Origin of the sequence: Acidaminococcus intestini DSM 21505 (assembly GCF_000425045.1) — a bacterium.
Taxonomy (GTDB): domain Bacteria; phylum Bacillota; class Negativicutes; order Acidaminococcales; family Acidaminococcaceae; genus Acidaminococcus; species Acidaminococcus intestini.
The window spans coordinates 1-16,780 of record NZ_AULA01000030.1; the positions used below are offsets into that span (position 1 = coordinate 1).

At 52.5% G+C, this 16,780-nt stretch carries 16 protein-coding genes, 1 tRNA gene and 1 pseudogene; 13 read left to right on the plus strand and 5 right to left on the minus strand.

Going from position 1 to position 16,780, the window contains the following annotated elements; all coding sequences use genetic code 11:
- Both H503_RS12985 and H503_RS0108740 read right to left on the minus strand, forming a co-directional pair.
- Positions 1-173, minus strand: a pseudogene (locus tag H503_RS12985) (ISL3 family transposase); the annotation flags it as partial.
- Positions 174-358: 185 nt separating this feature from the next.
- Positions 359-850: an RrF2 family transcriptional regulator gene (locus H503_RS0108740; RefSeq protein WP_009015360.1), complete on the minus strand. Its 492-nt coding sequence runs from the start codon at positions 848-850 to the stop codon at positions 359-361.
- A gap of 215 nt (positions 851-1,065) precedes the next feature.
- On the opposite strand from H503_RS0108740, the gene H503_RS0108745 reads away from it, so the two are divergent.
- Positions 1,066-1,443, plus strand: coding sequence for a pyridoxamine 5'-phosphate oxidase family protein (locus H503_RS0108745; RefSeq protein WP_009015359.1), 378 nt, complete (start codon positions 1,066-1,068; stop codon positions 1,441-1,443).
- 370 nt (positions 1,444-1,813) lie between these two features.
- Here the strand turns inward: H503_RS0108745 and nagA are convergent, their stop codons facing one another.
- Entirely contained in the window at positions 1,814-2,956 is a 1,143-nt protein-coding gene (gene nagA / locus H503_RS0108750; protein ID WP_009015358.1) for an N-acetylglucosamine-6-phosphate deacetylase, read from the minus strand.
- Between the two features lie 76 nt (positions 2,957-3,032).
- Between nagA and murQ the strand changes: the two genes are divergently transcribed.
- From murQ to nadD, 7 genes are all read left to right on the plus strand, one after another.
- The gene (gene murQ / locus H503_RS0108755; RefSeq protein ID WP_009015357.1) at positions 3,033-3,869 is read left to right on the plus strand and encodes an N-acetylmuramic acid 6-phosphate etherase; all 837 of its coding nucleotides are present in this window, start codon (positions 3,033-3,035) and stop codon (positions 3,867-3,869) included.
- The gene (locus tag H503_RS0108760; protein WP_009015356.1) at positions 3,859-5,268 is read left to right on the plus strand and encodes a PTS transporter subunit EIIC; all 1,410 of its coding nucleotides are present in this window, start codon (positions 3,859-3,861) and stop codon (positions 5,266-5,268) included. The genes murQ and H503_RS0108760 overlap by 11 nt, the downstream gene beginning before the upstream one ends.
- Complete coding sequence (locus H503_RS0108765) at positions 5,265-6,329, plus strand: MupG family TIM beta-alpha barrel fold protein (RefSeq protein ID WP_009015355.1); 1,065 nt, start codon at positions 5,265-5,267, stop codon at positions 6,327-6,329. Before H503_RS0108760 ends, H503_RS0108765 begins: the two co-directional genes overlap by 4 nt.
- 335 nt (positions 6,330-6,664) lie before the next feature.
- Positions 6,665-8,050, plus strand: coding sequence for a magnesium transporter (gene mgtE, locus H503_RS0108770; RefSeq protein ID WP_009015354.1), 1,386 nt, complete (start codon positions 6,665-6,667; stop codon positions 8,048-8,050).
- 267 nt (positions 8,051-8,317) lie between these two features.
- A complete protein-coding gene (gene ychF / locus H503_RS0108775) occupies positions 8,318-9,427 on the plus strand; it encodes a redox-regulated ATPase YchF (protein WP_009015353.1) in 1,110 nt (369 codons plus the stop codon).
- 16 nt (positions 9,428-9,443) lie between these two features.
- Positions 9,444-10,217: a histidinol-phosphatase HisJ family protein gene (locus H503_RS0108780; RefSeq protein WP_009015352.1), complete on the plus strand. Its 774-nt coding sequence runs from the start codon at positions 9,444-9,446 to the stop codon at positions 10,215-10,217.
- Positions 10,218-10,644: 427 nt separating this feature from the next.
- The gene (gene nadD / locus H503_RS0108790; RefSeq protein ID WP_009015351.1) at positions 10,645-11,253 is read left to right on the plus strand and encodes a nicotinate-nucleotide adenylyltransferase; all 609 of its coding nucleotides are present in this window, start codon (positions 10,645-10,647) and stop codon (positions 11,251-11,253) included.
- A gap of 769 nt (positions 11,254-12,022) precedes the next feature.
- Here nadD and H503_RS12860 read toward each other — a convergent pair.
- Positions 12,023-12,154, minus strand: a complete 132-nt coding sequence (locus tag H503_RS12860; protein WP_255345175.1) for a hypothetical protein — start codon at positions 12,152-12,154, stop codon at positions 12,023-12,025.
- Between the two features lie 92 nt (positions 12,155-12,246).
- On the opposite strand from H503_RS12860, the gene yqeK reads away from it, so the two are divergent.
- The 5 genes from yqeK to H503_RS0108830 all read left to right on the plus strand — a co-directional run bounded on the left by yqeK (position 12,247) and on the right by H503_RS0108830 (position 15,937).
- On the plus strand, positions 12,247-12,828 hold the full coding sequence (gene yqeK, locus H503_RS0108800) for a bis(5'-nucleosyl)-tetraphosphatase (symmetrical) YqeK (RefSeq protein ID WP_009015350.1): 582 nt from the start codon (positions 12,247-12,249) through the stop codon (positions 12,826-12,828).
- Between the two features lie 9 nt (positions 12,829-12,837).
- Positions 12,838-13,821, plus strand: a complete 984-nt coding sequence (locus tag H503_RS0108805; protein WP_009015349.1) for an LCP family protein — start codon at positions 12,838-12,840, stop codon at positions 13,819-13,821.
- 13 nt (positions 13,822-13,834) lie between these two features.
- Positions 13,835-14,197: a ribosome silencing factor gene (rsfS, locus tag H503_RS0108810; protein ID WP_009015348.1), complete on the plus strand. Its 363-nt coding sequence runs from the start codon at positions 13,835-13,837 to the stop codon at positions 14,195-14,197.
- A complete protein-coding gene (locus H503_RS0108815) occupies positions 14,194-15,087 on the plus strand; it encodes a CvfB family protein (RefSeq protein ID WP_009015347.1) in 894 nt (297 codons plus the stop codon). Before rsfS ends, H503_RS0108815 begins: the two co-directional genes overlap by 4 nt.
- A gap of 774 nt (positions 15,088-15,861) precedes the next feature.
- Positions 15,862-15,937, plus strand: a tRNA-Ala gene (locus H503_RS0108830).
- A gap of 99 nt (positions 15,938-16,036) precedes the next feature.
- On the opposite strand, the gene H503_RS0108835 is transcribed toward H503_RS0108830, so the two are convergent.
- Positions 16,037-16,714, minus strand: a complete 678-nt coding sequence (locus tag H503_RS0108835) for a 3'-5' exonuclease (RefSeq protein WP_014129122.1) — start codon at positions 16,712-16,714, stop codon at positions 16,037-16,039.
- Positions 16,715-16,780 lie beyond the last annotated feature (66 nt).

The following is a 16,780-nucleotide window of genomic DNA, read 5'->3' on the forward strand; positions in this document are numbered from 1 at the left end:
AGGCGCGTATAGTAGCCCTTTATGCGTCTTGTAGTGGCCTTACAATGAGGGCAGATGTGTTCTTGAGGCGGCAGCTGAACCGCTAAAACCAAGGCTGATTCCGTTTCCTTTAAATTTTGAATCCATTCCTCTTTAATTCCTGTTAATTTTTCGATATAATCTAGAGAAGGCATATGTATTCAACTCACTTTCTTTATTGTTTGATCACTTTAATTGTAGAGGATTTGAGTGCATATGCCTATTTTTTTATTGAAAAAAAAGTAGGCGCTGAGAGGACACGCATCTGGACGGTCACTTTAGCGCCCCAAAATAAATTATAGAACCGTTTTTTACCTTTTAACAGGACAGCAACCGGTTCTTAGCGGGCAGCCCAGGATTCGATGGCCTTCCAGTAAGGTCCGTCCAGTTTGTCCTTGACCATCCGATATAACCAGCCAATCGTCCTTCCCTTGAGATAGGTGCGATATTGGTCTTCGGCCCCTTTCATGACCTCACTGATCAGGCAGGGACATTCCGAAAAGGAAGGCGGCAATTCGTGCGGATCCACAATGGCCATATGCTGCCTGATTTCGGCACATTGAAACCGATAATGGGGCCCCTCGATGGCCTCCACGACATCCCAAAACGTAATCTCATCAGCTTCCCTGGAAAGGCGATAGCCTCCCTTGACACCGGGAACCGCAGATACAAGTCCTTTTTTCCTAAGCTTCATGAAGATCTTTGACAGATACGTCTCTGAAATGCCTTGGAATGCAGCCATCTCCTTGATGCCGATGGACCGGGACGTCGTGGGAATGGCTAAATAGATCAAACAGTGGAGCGCATATTCAACGCCGACAGAAATTGACATAGTGAGTTGTCCTCCCTCCCAAAGGGGTGTTTCTTTTCGCTAGCCCCTAACCGGGGTCCTTTTCATATGGTACGTCACAAGAGGGGATTTCGTCAATATTACAGATATAATATATCTGTAATATTTTAGGAAAATATAATTGACTCAATGTTTATAGAGATGATATACTTTAATCACGGAGTTAATCTATCCATAATAAAAAGGAGGACGCAATCATGCTGCCTAAAAAATTTTTCGACGTACTAAACCATGAAGGAGTCGTAACGGTCATTTCCTGGGGAGATACAGAAGAACCCCATTTTGCCAATACCTGGAATTCCTATCTGGTCATTACGGAAGATGAACGGATCCTGATCCCTGCTTATGGGTTCCGTGTCACGGAAAGAAATGTCAATCGAGTAGGGAAAATCAAGATGTCTCTTGGCTCCAAGGAAGTCAAAGGGTACAAAGACTATCAGGGAACGGGATTCTATCTTGAAGGCACGGCCCGCTTCCTATCGGAAGGACCTGACTATGACCGCATGAAGGAAAAATATGATTTCCTGACCCGCGTACTTGAAATCACGCCCACTTTTGTACAGCAAAAAATTTGATCAAGGCAAAGAAAAATAAAACGGGCCGCCTGCCTCTAAAGAGGACGGGCGGCCTGTTTTCGGAAGGAAATATCAATCGTGAGGGGAACCGTGCGTTTGGCCTTTCATGGCATACGAAGGCAATGATGAGGCGCGGTCCCAAACCGTCCCTTCTTCAAAGGGTGGGGACCGAATTCATCCGCCCTTACACATGTTCTTCGGCTTTCCGATTTCACTCCCCTCTTATACTTTGGAGCAAAAATCGCTCCGATTCTCCAGCACTACATCTCTCCATTGCATCCATAAAAAAGGAATCAAGCAATGGAGGCATATCGTGGTAGAGACTCGGCGCGGTTTGGCGCCTAGTCAAAAAGTTGGAAACCTAGCGGTCTCATCCTTTTTTCTGATACACCCTTTCCCCACCCACAAAGGTCATCTTCACGTCAAACTTCTCGTCAAAGATGGTCATGTCAGCCAGTTTGCCTTTTTCAAGGGAGCCCATTGTCTCATAGACGCCCAGCTCCTTGGCGGGATTGACCGTTGCCATGCGGATGACATCGGCGAGGGGTAGGCCCGTAGCCTTCAGGAAATGATGGAGACTGTGTTCCATGGTGTCGACGCTTGCCGCAATGGTCCCGTCCGCGAGAAGCGCCCTTCCGCCGCGGACATAGACTGTCTGCCCGCCGAGTTCACTGATGCCGTCGCCTTCCATGGCAGCCCGCATGGAATCGGTCACAATGACAATCTGGTCCGGCCCCTTGACTTTTACCAACAGGCGCAGGACCGCATCGTGGATGTGCAGCCCATCCGAGATGATCTCCGTTGTCACCGGAAGCGTCAGGGCCGCGCCGACCATGCCGGGTTTACGGTGATGAAGGGGACTCATGGCGTTGAAGGTATGGGTGATGTGGCTGGCCCCTGCCTTGATGGCCCGGCTGGCTTCTTCATAGGTTGCACCGGAATGACCAAGGGAAACGATGATGCCCTTTTTGCAGCATGAATGGATAAACGCCATGGAAGACAGTGTTTCCGGGGCGATGACAAGGACTTTGATGACGTCGCAGTAAGGGCGGATCCGCTCCATATTGGCCGCTTGGATTTCCTCGGCTTTTTGCGATCCCCGGTAACTGCCGGAAATGAAGGGCCCTTCCAAATAGGCCCCCAGGACACGGCTGCCGGGGCAGGGGACTTCCATAGCCTTACGAACGTTTCTGAGCGCCTTTTGAACGATGGGCCATACCCTTGTCATTGTCGTCGGTAAAAATGCCGTAACGCCGCATTTTGGAAGTTTCCGGCAGAGGATTTCCATGGAGGTCCGGGTCCCATCCATTGTATCGGCCCCGCCGCAGCCATGGATATGCATATTGATGAAGCCAGGCGAGAGATAGGCCCCCTTGGCGTCGATGCTTTCCGTACCCTCCGGTAAGGGGCTGCCTGCCGGGAGAATATCGTAGATATGGGTTCCAAAAAGGAGCGTCTGTCCTGTAAGGACGGTGTGTGGTAAAATAAGTTTGCTGTTGATGATGGCTTGCATAGCAATACTCCTTTGCAATCTGCCCAATGGCTTATTGATTTCCTCTTAATTATACCCCTGAAAGAGGTTGGAACTTATGCTGAATTTAGAAAAACTTTCGACTGAAGCCCGTAATCCTGCTTCCAGCCGGATTGACAAACTCGATACGCTGTCCATGATGCGTGTCATGAATGATGAAGACCAAAAGACGGCCCTTGCCGTTAAGGCCATCCTGCCGGATATTGCCCGGGCTGTTGATGTGATTGCGGCCCGGCTCAAAACAGGCGGCCGGCTCTTTTATATGGGAAGTGGGACGTCAGGACGGCTCGGCATTCTCGACGCCGTGGAATGTCCCCCCACCTACAGTACAGATCCGGACCTTGTCCAAGGGCTCATTGCCGGCGGCAAGGAAGCCATTTTTCGGGCCCGTGAAGGGGCGGAAGACTCTCTGGATAAAGGGGCAGACGATATTATTTCCCATGATCTTTCGGCAAAGGACGTCTTGGTCGGGATTACCGCGTCAGGCCGCACGCCCTACGTCCTTGGCGGCATGGAAGAAGCCCGGCGCCGCGGCGCTTTTGTCATTGGTCTTGCCTGCTCCAAGGAACCTGATATCGCTTGCACTGCAGATCTTATGCTCATCTGCCTTCCCGGTCCGGAAGTCGTGACGGGGTCGACGCGCATGAAGGCCGGGACCGTAACGAAGATGATCCTCAACATGCTCTCGACGGGCACCATGATCCGTCTTGGCAAAGTGCGGGGCAACCTCATGATTGACGTAAAGGCGACCAATGAGAAACTAAAGGAACGGGCGACGCGCATCGTCATGACCGTGACCGGCATGGACCGGGCCGCGGCGGAAAAGGCCCTTAGGGAGTCAGACGGCCGTGCACGCCTTGCTGTAGAGCGATGGGAGGCCAGCCATGACTCGTGAAAAAGAGATTGCCCAAAAGATCTACGCCATCGTGGGCCCCAAGGACAACATTGAAACAGTGACGCACTGCATGACGCGTCTGCGCCTGCACCTCGTAAAGGACGCGGACCTTGCTGAGCTAAAGGCCATTCCTGGCGTCCTCGGCGTCAACCAAAACGGTGACGAGCTGCAGATTGTCCTAGGTCCGGGAAAGGTGATCCGCGTGGCTGATGCCTTTGCGGCCCTTCTTGACGGAAATGAAGCACCCACGCCGAATGACTCCAAGGAGATGCCCAAAGAGCCAGCCGGCCTTTTTGGCGTCCAAGGGGAGGTGGGGGACGGCAAAGCCCTCCATGAAGCCATTCGGCAAAAAAACGCCACGCCGGCAAAAGCCTTTCTGCGCAAAGTGGCGTCCATCTTCATGCCCCTTATTCCGGGCTTTGTGGGCTGCGGTTTTTTGACGGGCCTTTTGGGCATCGTGAAATTCTACGACCCCGCTCTTCTTGCCCTGGCGCCCCTGCGCATTCTGCTTCTAGCGGGAAGCGCCATCTTCCAGTCCATGAATATCCTCGTCGGTTGGAACGCGGCCAAGGTCTTTGGCGGTTCGCCCGTTATTGGCGGCATCTTGGGAGCCCTCATTTCCCATCCCGGCCTTGCCGACCTCACCCTTTACGGCATGCCCTTGACGCCAGGCCGGGGCGGCGTCTTTGCCGTCCTCCTCGTTACCCTCCTTGCGGCCTACGGGGAAAAGCAACTGAGGAAAATCGTGCCGCCTGCCTTTGACCTTTTTGTGACGCCTACCCTTGTCATCCTTGTTATGTCTCTTTTGGCGCTCTACGTTCTGCAGCCAGTGGGCGGCTTTTTAGCAGAAACCATTGGCCGGGGCGCCACGGAAGCGGTGGAGCGGGGCGGCGCCGTGACGGGCTTTCTTTTGGGCGGCTTCTTTCTGCCCCTTGTCATGATGGGCGTCCATCAGGGCCTCACACCCATCCACGCCGAGCTCATCAGCCAATTTGGCTATACGATCCTTCTTCCCATCCTTGCCATGGCGGGCGCCGGGCAGGTGGGGGCTGCTCTTGCAGTCTATGTGAAAACAAGGAACCCACGTCTTAAAAAGATTGTGGCGTCGTCCCTTTTTGTCGGCGTCATGGGCGTCGGCGAGCCTCTTATTTACGGTGTGACCCTTCCTTTGGGCCGGCCCTTTATCGGGGCCTGCATTGGCGGAGCCTTGGGCGGCGCTGTGGAAGCGGCCTTTCATGTAGGGGCCCTTTCCATGGGTATTTCAGGTCTCCCCCTTCTGCCCAGTACGACCCATCCCTTGATGTACCTCGCAGGCCTTCTTGTCGCTTATGTAGGCGGGTTTGCTGCCGCGTGGATCCTGGGTTTTGATGACCCGCAGGACGCGAAAGGAGGCGCATGATGGAAAAAGGCATTTCCCTTTATCCCGGTCTTGGCATGACGCGGGAGGAACTCGTTGGACGGGTGGAACAGGCGGCCCAAAAAGGCATGACCCGCCTCTTTTTATCCTTTCATATCCCTGAGACCAATGAGGCGGCCTTTCAAAAGGATATCGACGCCCTTTTTGAAGCGGCTCGGTGCTATGACCTGAACGTCGTCGGCGACCTTGTGCCAGGTCGTCCCATTCCGGAGGCCTTGACCCATCTGCGCCTTGATGACGGCTTTACGCCGGAGCGCATAAAAGAGCTGCAGACGCGCTATCCGCAAAAGACCCTCGTCCTTAACGCGTCGACCGTGACGGAAGGATTTCTTCTTTCCCTTGAGAAAGCCGGTGTTGACGTAGGATGCGTCGAAGCGCTCCATAACTTTTATCCCCGGCCCCATACGGGCCTATCAGAAGCCTTTTTCCTGCGGCAAAATGCCCTCTGTCACCATTATGGCATCAAAGTCGGCGCCTTTGTGCGGAGCTTTGGCGCCTGCCGCGGTCCGCTTTTTAAGGGACTCCCCACGCTTGAAATACATCGGACCCTGGATTTTTTCCTGGCCCTGCAGCATCTGAGGCTCCTTGGAACTGACGCCTTTTATATTGGGGACGACGGAGCAACGGAAGACGAACTGGACGCCCTAGCCCAATTGGATGACGTCCTTACCCTTACGCTGTTGACGGAAAAAATCACGGCCCTTCATGAAAAACTTGCTGCCTGTATCTTTACGCTGCGGCCCGATGAGGCCGAAGAGGTCCTGCGCGCCCAAAATAGCCGTGCTCTCTTTAAAGAAATGGATATCCCGCCCTTTACCTTGAAATATCTGCCGCAGGGTACAGTGACCCTCGATAACCGTCTTGCCGGCCGTTATGCTGGTGAAGTTGAGATTACCCTTACGGACCTTCCTGCTGATCCCAGCGTCAACGTCATGGGACGGGTGAGCGAGGAGGAACGGTTCCTGCTGGGTCTCATGCGGGGTGGGGCACGGTTTAGATTTAGGCTTGTCACAAAAGCTGCGCCGATTAAAAGTAAAAAGTGATCCCTTGCCTTGGAAAAGCGTCGGGAAAGTAAGGAATCCAAGGCTTGTTGAATAAAACTGGGAGCGAGCGTACCTGATTTTGCGTAATCTGGATGGACCAAAATCGGGTACGCTTCTTTTTGTTTCCTAGATCGATTGGATTCTAAAAATAGCTTATTATTCTTCAAATCCACTTATTTTACCTTATTTTCCCCTATTTTAAAAATAAACTGTGAACTTCTTGCTCTTTTATTCATCCTTACATTGCAAATCTACCGATTTTGCGCTATGATAAGCCTGTGGATGGGACTGTACAGACCCCATCTTTTTCATTATGGCAAAAAGGAGGTCACATCATGAAAAAGAATAAGAACCAGCATCGCGTGCAGGATATCCTGAAGCTCATCCGTACGGAAAGGGATCCCTACTTTTTGGAACGCGCCCTTGACAGTTACCACGATCACGATATAGCCGATGTGCTCCCTCTTTTAAGTTCGCCCGAATGGAAGCGCCTGGCAAGTCTTTTGCCGGCTCCCTATCTTGCCGATTTGATGGAATATGTCGATGACAAGGAATCCCTTTTTGAGGTTCTGCCAGCTGAAAGGGCAGCTGCCATCCTCACCCAGATGGAGCCTGACGAAGCCGTCGATTTCCTGAAGGAAACCCAAAGTGCCCAAAAAGAAGCATGGGTGGCGCATTTGGATGAGGCGACACGGCAAAAACTGACGCGCCTGGCCGCCTATGATGAAGATACGATTGCTTCCCGGATGACAACGAACTTTGTTGCCGTCGAGGAAGGTCTTGATGTTCCTTCCGTCATGCGCACAGTTGTGCGGGAAGCGGCTGACCATGATGAAATTGCGGTCATCTATGCCCTCAATGACCGTGCTCAATTTGCCGGGGCCTTTTCCCTCAAGGATCTCATCATTGCAAGACGGGATACTCCCCTTAACGAAATCATCGTGCGAGGATACCCTTACGTTTATGCCAGCGAAAAGATCAGCGACTGCCTGCAGCTGATTGAAGAATACAGTGAAGCTTCCATTCCTGTCCTATCGCCGGACCATCGGATCCTTGGCGTTGTAACCGCAAATGACGTAGCGCAGCTCCTTGATGATGAAATGGGCGAAGACTATGCTAAACTGGGCGGCCTCTCCGCTGAAGAAGACCTGGACGAACCGCTCAAAACGTCCATCAAGAAACGGCTGCCCTGGCTTATTCTGCTTCTTGGCTTGGGTCTTGTCGTTTCAAGCGTCGTCAGTCTATACGAAAACGTCGTGGCAAAGTTGACCCTTATCATGGCCTTTCAGTCCATGATCCTTGATATGTCGGGAAACGTTGGGACCCAGTCGCTTGCCGTAACCATCCGTGTCCTTATGGATGAAGAACTGAAACCAGGCGATAAATGGCGGCTCATCCGAAAGGAAGGGGGCGCCGGTTTCTTCAATGGACTGATCCTGGGATGCATTGCCGTTTTGGGCATTGGTTTTTATATCTATGCGGTAAAATCCTACGATGCCCTTACGGCCTTTGGCATATCGTCCTGCATCGGCCTTTCCCTGGTCCTTGCCATGTTTATTTCGAGTCTTGTAGGGACCGTGGTCCCGATGGGCTTCAAAAAGATCCATATCGATCCGGCCGTGGCCTCGGGCCCGCTCATTACGACCGTTACGGACCTTGTGGGTGTCGTGACCTATTATACCCTGGCGTGGGCGATGCTGGTGCATGGATTGGGGCTGTAAGCGCGTAGGCATCAGCATTTAAAAGGGACAGCTTGTGGAATCGGCGCGCTCCCTATGAAATCAATGGAGGCTTGGCTTACTGTACAAGCTATCAGCAGCTGGAACGGTAGGTGTGGTGGCAGGCAAACTTGTAAAGAAATGGAATTGAAAAGAAAAGGGCCTCGGACCCTTTCTTTCGACTCCCCGATTCTCTTCGCCCCTGCTGAAAAAATCCCCTTGCTGTGATATAATGATATGTCAACTTAACTAGACAAGGAGAGATCATCCATGAGTTCAACCAACCTCGAAATGGGTATTGTCGGCCTGCCGAATGTAGGCAAGAGCACCCTCTTCAACGCCATTACGAAAGCTGGGGCGGAAGCGGCCAACTATCCATTCTGCACCATAGAGCCCAACGTCGGTATCGTCGATGTCCCAGATCCACGGCTCCAGGTCCTGAGCGACCTATACCATTCCAAACGCATTGTTCCGGCGGGCATGAAGTTTGTCGATATTGCAGGCCTTGTGAAGGGCGCCTCCAAAGGTGAAGGCTTGGGCAACAAATTCCTCAGCCATATCCGCCAGACCGACGCCATTGCCGAAGTGGTGCGCTGCTTTGAAGACGGCAACATCACCCACGTCGAAGGCTCCATTGACCCTATCCGCGATATTGAAATCATCAATACGGAACTGTGCCTGGCTGACCTCGAATCGGTGGAAAAGCAGCAGCTCAAGGTCCAGAAGCTCTTAAAGAGCGGTGACAAGACGGCGCCTGCGAAAAATGCCCTTCTGACCCGTCTCGTCGAGGCCCTCGGCGATGCCAAGCCGGCCCGTCAGGTGGAAATGACAAAGGATGAAAAGGAGATGATCCGTGAACTCGATCTCCTCACCTTGAAACCAATTCTGTACGTAGCTAACGTTTCCGAAGAAGAGGCCGCCGACGCGTCCGGAAACCCCCATGTGAAGGCGCTAACGGAATATGCCGAAAAAGAAGGGGCCCAGGTCATCACCATTTCTGCCAAGGTCGAAGAGGACATTGCTTCCCTGCCGGCAGACGAAGCCAAGGAGTACCTTGAAATGGAAGGCCTCACCGAAGCGGGTCTTGATCGCCTCATCAAAGCTGGGTTCTCCCTCCTAGGTCTCCAGACCTTCCTCACGGCAGGGGAAATGGAATCTCGTGCCTGGACCATCGTCAAAGGATTTACGGCACCTCAGGCAGCTGGCAAGATCCATTCGGACTTTGAAAAAGGCTTCATCCGTGCTGAAATTGTTTCCTACGATGACCTCGTTGCCTGTGGCAGCAAACAGGCTGCCCGTGAAAAGGGCCTTGTGAGACTGGAAGGCAAGGACTACATCATGCAGGACGGCGACGTCGTCGAATTCCGCTTCAACGTGTAAAAAAGGGGTGAGGGCCATGCTGTTTGATACCCATATGCATGCCGATTATTCCTGCGATGCCGAAATGACCATCAAGGATGCCATGGAAGCGGCCAAAGCCGCTGGTCTTGGCATGATCCTGACGGAACACTGGGACCGGGACTATCCGACGAACCCGGAAAGCTTTCTTTTTGACATCAACGATTATTTCAAAAAAAACGCACCCTATCGGAGCGATACCGTGCTCCTTGGCATTGAAATGGGGCTCCAGCCCCATACCATCGAGGAGGACCGGATGGTTGCAAAAAGCCATCCCTTTGACGAAATCGTTGGCTCCATGCACTGTTATCGCGGCCTTGATATGTATGAACGGACGACTTACGACGGCGTTGCCAAGGATCAGGCTGTGGGGTACTATCTTGAGGATTCCCTCAAATGCCTCGAACAGGACCCGAACTTTGACACCTATGGTCACATCGACTATATCTGCCGCTACTGGCCCTATGAAGACAAGAACCTCCATTACAGCGAGCATGCCGATCTGTGGGACGAAGTCATGAAGCACCTCATTCGCCTCGATAAGAGCATTGAAATCAATACGCGTCGCCTTGCCGTGCCCGGTGCGGTGGAGTCCCTGACGGAACTTTATACGCGCTATGCCGAACTGGGCGGCAAGTACGTGACCTTGGGCAGCGACGCCCATGCGGCAAAAGCCGTGGGCATGCACTTTGATGTGGCCCAAAAGATCGCCAAAACGGCAGGGCTCACCATTGTCTACTACAAAAAAAGACAGCGCCAGCTGCCGAAATAAAGAAAACGCCGTGAAGGAAGGAGACTTCTTTCACGGCGTTTATTCATCAAATATCTGAAAAACGATTTCCTTATGGAATCTGTTTGCAACGAAAAATATGTTACTACTTTGAAAATAAAACGCAAATGTAATGAAAAAAATTTCATTTTATTTGCGTTGCGCTTTTGTTATGCTCATGGGATGAAACTCAATCGGATGGGAGGGAGGTTTTTCGTGAAAGAAAGCACGACGCTCGAAAAATCCGCTGCTGACGATGGAAGGCAACAGGCTATGCTTTTTTCATTTTGTTTCGTAGAAGGCCTCTTTCCTTTTCTTGTAAAATCGGCATTATGCCACATAAAAATCACCTTTTCCGCATGACAATTTGATTGAGCTTTGGCATCGTACCTGATATAATGTAAGAACCATTCTGAAGGAGGATTTCCATATGCGCCGACAGCGTTTAGGCATCATGGGCGGGACCTTTGACCCCATCCATAATGGTCATCTTGCGATTGCCCGCGCCGCTATGGATGCCATGGCCCTTGATCGGGTCCTTTTCATTCCCGACTATTTGCCGCCCCATAAAGCGGCCGGATGGGCGCCGGCCGGGGACCGCATGGCCATGACCCTTCTTGCGACGATGGACGAGCCGCGTTTTTTGGTGTCCGATATGGAGCTGGTCCGCAAGGGCCCTTCCTATACAGTCGATACCATGCGGATCCTCCATCGTCGGTGGCATCGCTTTTATGACCTGTACTTCATCATTGGCGGGGATTCAGCCGAAGCCCTTGATACGTGGTGCCGCATCGAAGAAACGATGCGCTACTGCACCTTCCTTGCCATTGGACGGGTTGGGTACAGGGAGCGTCATGAAGATGTGACAAAACGACTGGCCCAAAAAGGACTCACCCGCCTCGTGTGGATTGACGCCAAAGCCCCGGATATTTCTTCCACCATGATCCGGCAGCGCCTTTCCCGCGGTGAATCCATTGATGGACTTGTTCCTCGGACTGTAGTGGACTACATGAGACAGAGAGACCTCTACCGTCGGTAGGGGGGCTCTCTTTTTTGTTGGGTGAAAGGGTCAGCCCAAAAATCGGGTAGCCTCGTGCGGAAATGAAAGGCGCCAGAAGCCGGTGACTCATTGTGTCCTTCGGACAGGGCGCTGAATTATATTTGCCCTCAAACATGTTTTTTTGCCTTCTGCGATTGCATCAAAGCAGCCTCGGAACCCGGGCAAATCTGCTTTGCTTCCGCTCAAGATGAGACATCGCTGCGCGCCTTATCCACTACCAAAAGGACTTGTCTATTGCAACGCAGCATCAAGTGGCTTTTGGTTCCCCGCCTTGGTAAGGCGGAACAGGGTTCGCCGTTTCTAAGGTAAAACCCGAAGATAAAAGAACGGGAGTGATCAGATGATTGCTGCTCATCTCATCCTTAAGAAAAATGAGGGAGCGAAAAGTCTGGTTCCACATCTTAGGGTCTTTTGCCTCAGCGCTCGATGCGCAGCATCGATCTGCCCCGTCAGGGCGGTAAACGCATCGCCGATCGATTCGCGAACTTCCCTGTGCCTTGGAAAAAGCGAAGCGAGAGATCGTGACAGGGCGGTTAAGTGAGTCGCCGAATTTTTTGTTACCCCTTATGCTGAAAAATTCGTGCAGAAAGCTTACTCATAGGGCAGCGACAATAGGAGCAGTTGGAGTATCCTCTGCCGGAAAGGCCGGTCTTCTCATGTGAAACAGCAGAGAGCGAGCCCTTTTGGTGGTGGATGAGGAGGCCCGGGTTTGGGGCCGGCCTCCTGCACTTTTGTCTTTGAATCGACCTCACATCGCCTTCGTTTCGACAAGAAATGTGAACCCGATCATAAGGCGCCGCCCTTCTGGTCTTTTCGCCAGCTGCCGCAGGCAGCCTTCACCAAGCTGCAAAAGCAGATCCTTAGCCAGGAATGCCTGCATTCCCTTAGCCTGCCGCCTCCGGCGGCCTTAGCCCAGATTTCATCGGCGCGACTTGCGAGCCGATTTCAATTCAAGTAAGGAGCTAACCAATCATGGATTTTTCCCAAATGAAAGAACAGCTTCGCCAAAGCCTTCAGCCAAAGCGCTTTGAGCATAGCGTGGCCGTCAGTGAAACTGCCGTTGCGCTTGCCCGTCATTACGGGGTCGACGAAGATAAAGCCGCCCTTGCCGGCCTGCTCCACGACTGTGCCCGCAAGTATTCGACCAAGGATTTTGTGGAGGTATCAAAAAAGCTGGGCGTCCCGCTCACGGATATCGAAAAGGCGCAGCCCATCCTTATCCATGCCATCTTGGGGCCCCTTGTCGCAAAGAGGGACTATGGCGTTACCGATGAGGAAGTCCTGTCTGCTATGCGTTATCATACAACGGGCAAAGCCCATATGACGGCCCTTGAAAAAATCATTTATCTGGCAGACCTTACGGAACCGCATCGTGACTTTCCTACCGTGGACGAAATGCGGCGCCTTACGATGAAGGATCTTGATGAGGCCATGATTGCCGCCTATGCCAATACGATGGAATACCTGATGCACCAGCATCTGTTGATCCATCCGGATTGTCTGGACGGCTATAACGAACTGGTCCTTGCGGCCAAACACAATAAGAAGGAGTAATCGCAACCCATGAGTGATATGGAACAATCAGGCGTGAAGAAAAAGAAAAAGCGGCTCCGCAAGGGACGTGTTTTTCTTCTCCTCATCCTTTTGATCGGGATCTTGTGCGGCGGCTTCATGGCTGGCATGGGCCTTTATGACCGATTTTTCAGTGCCGATGATCCCGTGCCTAAACAGAAAGAGAACCAACTCCTCACAGAAGAACCCCTTTCAAGCCGCATCAACGTCCTGCTCCTCGGGAAAGATGACGGGGACAGCGAGGATATGAATAACCCCGATGCACCGAAGCGGACAGACTCCATGATGGTCGTCAGCTTTGACCCAGAGAAAAAACAGATTGCCATCGTCGGACTGCCGCGTGATACACGGGTCACCATTCCCGGCCGGCGGGGTCATGACAAGATCAATGCCGCATACGCCTATGGCGGTACCAAACGGGCCGTGCGCACGGTGGAACAGCTCCTCCAGATTCCCATCAACTACTACATGGTCGTTGATTGGCAGGGCTTCATTAAAGTCATCGATATGCTGGGCGGTGTGGACCTATACGTTGATAACAACATGGATTATGAAGATCCTTACGCCAACCTCAAGATCCACCTCAAAAAAGGCTACCAGCACCTGGATGGTGAAAAGGCAGGTCAGTATGTCCGCTTCCGTCACGATGAATTGGGCGATATTGGCCGTGTGGAGCGTCAGCAGAAATTTATGAAAGCCCTGGCTGGACAGTTCTTTACCTTCACGAATATGCTGAAGCTTCCTATGATCATCAACACCGGCCTTGACTACGTCGATACGGACATGAACCTGATGACCATGATCCGTGCCGCCAACTGCTTCCGCATCTTTGGCGAAAACTCCATCAAAAGTGAAATGCTCGATGGTGATTTCAAGACCATCGATGATATCAGTTACTGGGTTACGACGCCGTCCCAGGTTTCGCACACCCTCGATAAACTGGGGATTCCCCATAAAAGGATTACAGAAATTTAAGGAGGTTCCATCCATGAATCCAAAAGAACTCGCAAACGCCATTGCCGCCGCCGCTGCTGACAAAAAAGCAAAAGACATCCTGCTTCTCAATATGGTTGGCCTGTCCCCTGTGACGGACTACTTCATGATTTGTTCTGCCCAGAGCGCGACTCAAGTCCGAGCCATCGCAGACAGCATCGAAGATAAACTGGCCGAAACACGCGGCATCCTGCCCTCCCACAAAGAAGGCTACACCGAAGGCAACTGGATCCTTATGGATTACGGCGACTGTGTGGCCCATATCTTCCGGGAAACGGAACGTGACTTTTATAACCTGGAACAGCTCTGGGCCGATGCCCCGTCTGAAGCCTATGTGGAAACGGAAGGAGAAGCATGAGCCCGAAAAAAGAACCGGCCAGCGTCAAGACCATTGGCAGTCACCGCGTTGGCGATGTCGTGGAACTTACGGCCGTGCGCATGAATGACCAGGGCGTTTTTCTTGATGCTGGAACGGGGAATACCAGCGATGATATTCTCCTTCATAAGCACCAGATGACATCGCCTGTTTCCGTTGGCGATAAGGTCAAGGTCCAGCTCTACCTCGATGCCAAGAACCGGATCACGGCGAGCATGAAGCTTCCCAAGATGCGGGAAGGGCAGCTGGGATACGTCAACGTGATTTCCGTGAACAGGATGGGCGGATTTGTCGATATCGGCGCTGAACGCGGCGTCTTTTTGCCCTATAGCGAAATGCGGGGCCATGTTTCCCCCAATCAGCATATCTGGGTGAAACTCTACCGTGATAAGTCAGGCCGTCAGGCCGTGACCATGCGTGTCGAAGAAGATATGGAACGGGCCAGCCGTCCGGCAGAAGGCGTCAAAGTGGGGGATGCGCTTACAGGGACCGTCTACAATATCCTTAAGGATGGCTTTTTCCTTTTTACAAAAGAACGCTATATCGCTTTTATCCATCGCAGTGAAGTCCCTGGCGGACGCCTTGACTTTGGTCAGCGTATCACAGGACGCGTCACCTACGTTCGTGCAGATGGACACATCGATATGTCCCTGCGCCTTGTCAAAGAAGAAGCCATGCTGGACGATGCGGATAAGATCCTCTTCTTTCTCGAAAAGCGCAATGGCACCATGCCTTATTCCGATGATACGCCGCCGGCCATCATCAAAAGCGTCTTTGATATCTCTAAATCCGCCTTTAAGCGCGCCTTGGGCCGCCTTATGAAAGAAGGCAAAGTCGTGCAGGAAGATGGGTGGACAAGTTTAAAGAAATGAAAGTGAAGAAAAGACCACGCTCTTGCAGCGTGGTCTTTTTGGCTGTCAAGCTGTCTCATTCAGGGCCCCGCCCTGAATGGCTGTCTTACGGCAAAGCCGCGGCTGTCGAGCGAGAGAGGGGAAAGGATGCTGTGGTGCTGTGGGGCTAAGGCAGCCTTCGGCTGCTGGCTGAGGCGGAAGGCCTATGAAAACAGGTCCTTCCTTGGCTAAGGCGTTGCGCTTGGCCAAGGCCGCCAGAGGCGGCAGGCTAAAAGACCGTGAGGGCGTCGCCAAACCTTCTCCCATTGGAATCTTTTGGTCGAGTCTTTCCCGTGGGGTTTTTGCCTTAGAGACGGCGAAAGCCGTTCCGCCTTACCAAGGCGGGGGACCATCAAGTGAGGTCATAACATGACCTCCTTTATGGTGGTGGATGAGGAGCGGAGCAACGTCTCATCATGAGCGGTAGCGAAGCAGATTCGCCCGGAGTTTCGAAGGACGCTTTTGGAGCGAAGCGGAAGTCCGAGAAACATGTTTGAGGGCGAATTAAGTTCCGCCCCCTCCCGTAGGGCGGTTTGGGGCGGTGCCTCACGGTCTTTTGACTTAGAACTGCCTTTGTATCGCCTTAGAATCACCTTAGAACGACAAGAAACGCAACTCCGACAACACAATTGCCGCATAGCGGCAATCTGCCCCTTCCGGTCGGGACGCTTTGGTGCCGCGCCTTTATATCTTCCATCTCCCAAAATAATATATTGACAACAGCGGTATACTTGAGCTATAATGAACAAGTCTTTTGGGGGCATAGCTCAGCTGGGAGAGCGCTTGCATGGCATGCAAGAGGTCAGGAGTTCGATCCTCCTTGTCTCCACCAATTTGGACTCAGATCCATGTGGCTTCAGTCACATGGATTTTTTGTTGTAATAAAGCCCCCTCCTTCAAAATAAAGGAGGGGGCTTCTTTTCCTGCCGCCTTAAGGGTGGCTTTTTTGTTTCCTGATTTCCTTTGCAACGGCTTCATAAAGAAGAAGCGTGGCTTCGCAGTCTGCCAGGGCTTCATGATGGCGATGGATGGGAATATTGAAGTGCGCGAGAAGCGCTGCAAGGCCCGTTTTTCCGCCTACAGCTTCACGGGAGAGGTGGCGCAGGATGAGGCGCGACGTATCTAAAAAAGGCGGGCGGAAGGCCTTCATGCCGTAACGGCGACAGGCAAGGTTGATGGCCATGATATCGTTGTAGCCGATATCGTGCCCCATGACGGCACTGCCTTCCACAAAGGCAAAAAAACGTTTTAGGACCTCGGGGAGCTGAGGTTTATCCTTCACCATGTCCCGCGTAATACCCGTCATTTCCGTAACGCGTTTGCTGATCTTCGTCCTAGGTCGGATAAGCTCACGAAAAACGGCTGTCTGCCGGCCTAAGAAATCCACCTTGATGGCAGCAATTTCAATGATATCATCTTCGGCGTAGCCGGCCAGTTCAAGGTCAAAGACGACCATGTCGCAGGTTGTAGGGTCCCGCAGTTCCTTGGCATCGACCTTTTGCTGCTCTGCCTTTCGCCAGCGCTTGTAGAGCAGATTGCGCCGCTCTTGCGGCGTCATCGGCTTGCGTGTTCGTGTATCCCGTCTCGGTCCGCGGGTCCGTTCTTCCACTGTGATCACTCCGTAGGATTGTAGTTGGAAGTCTATTATACCGCATGGCTACCGTGCTGTCACGAA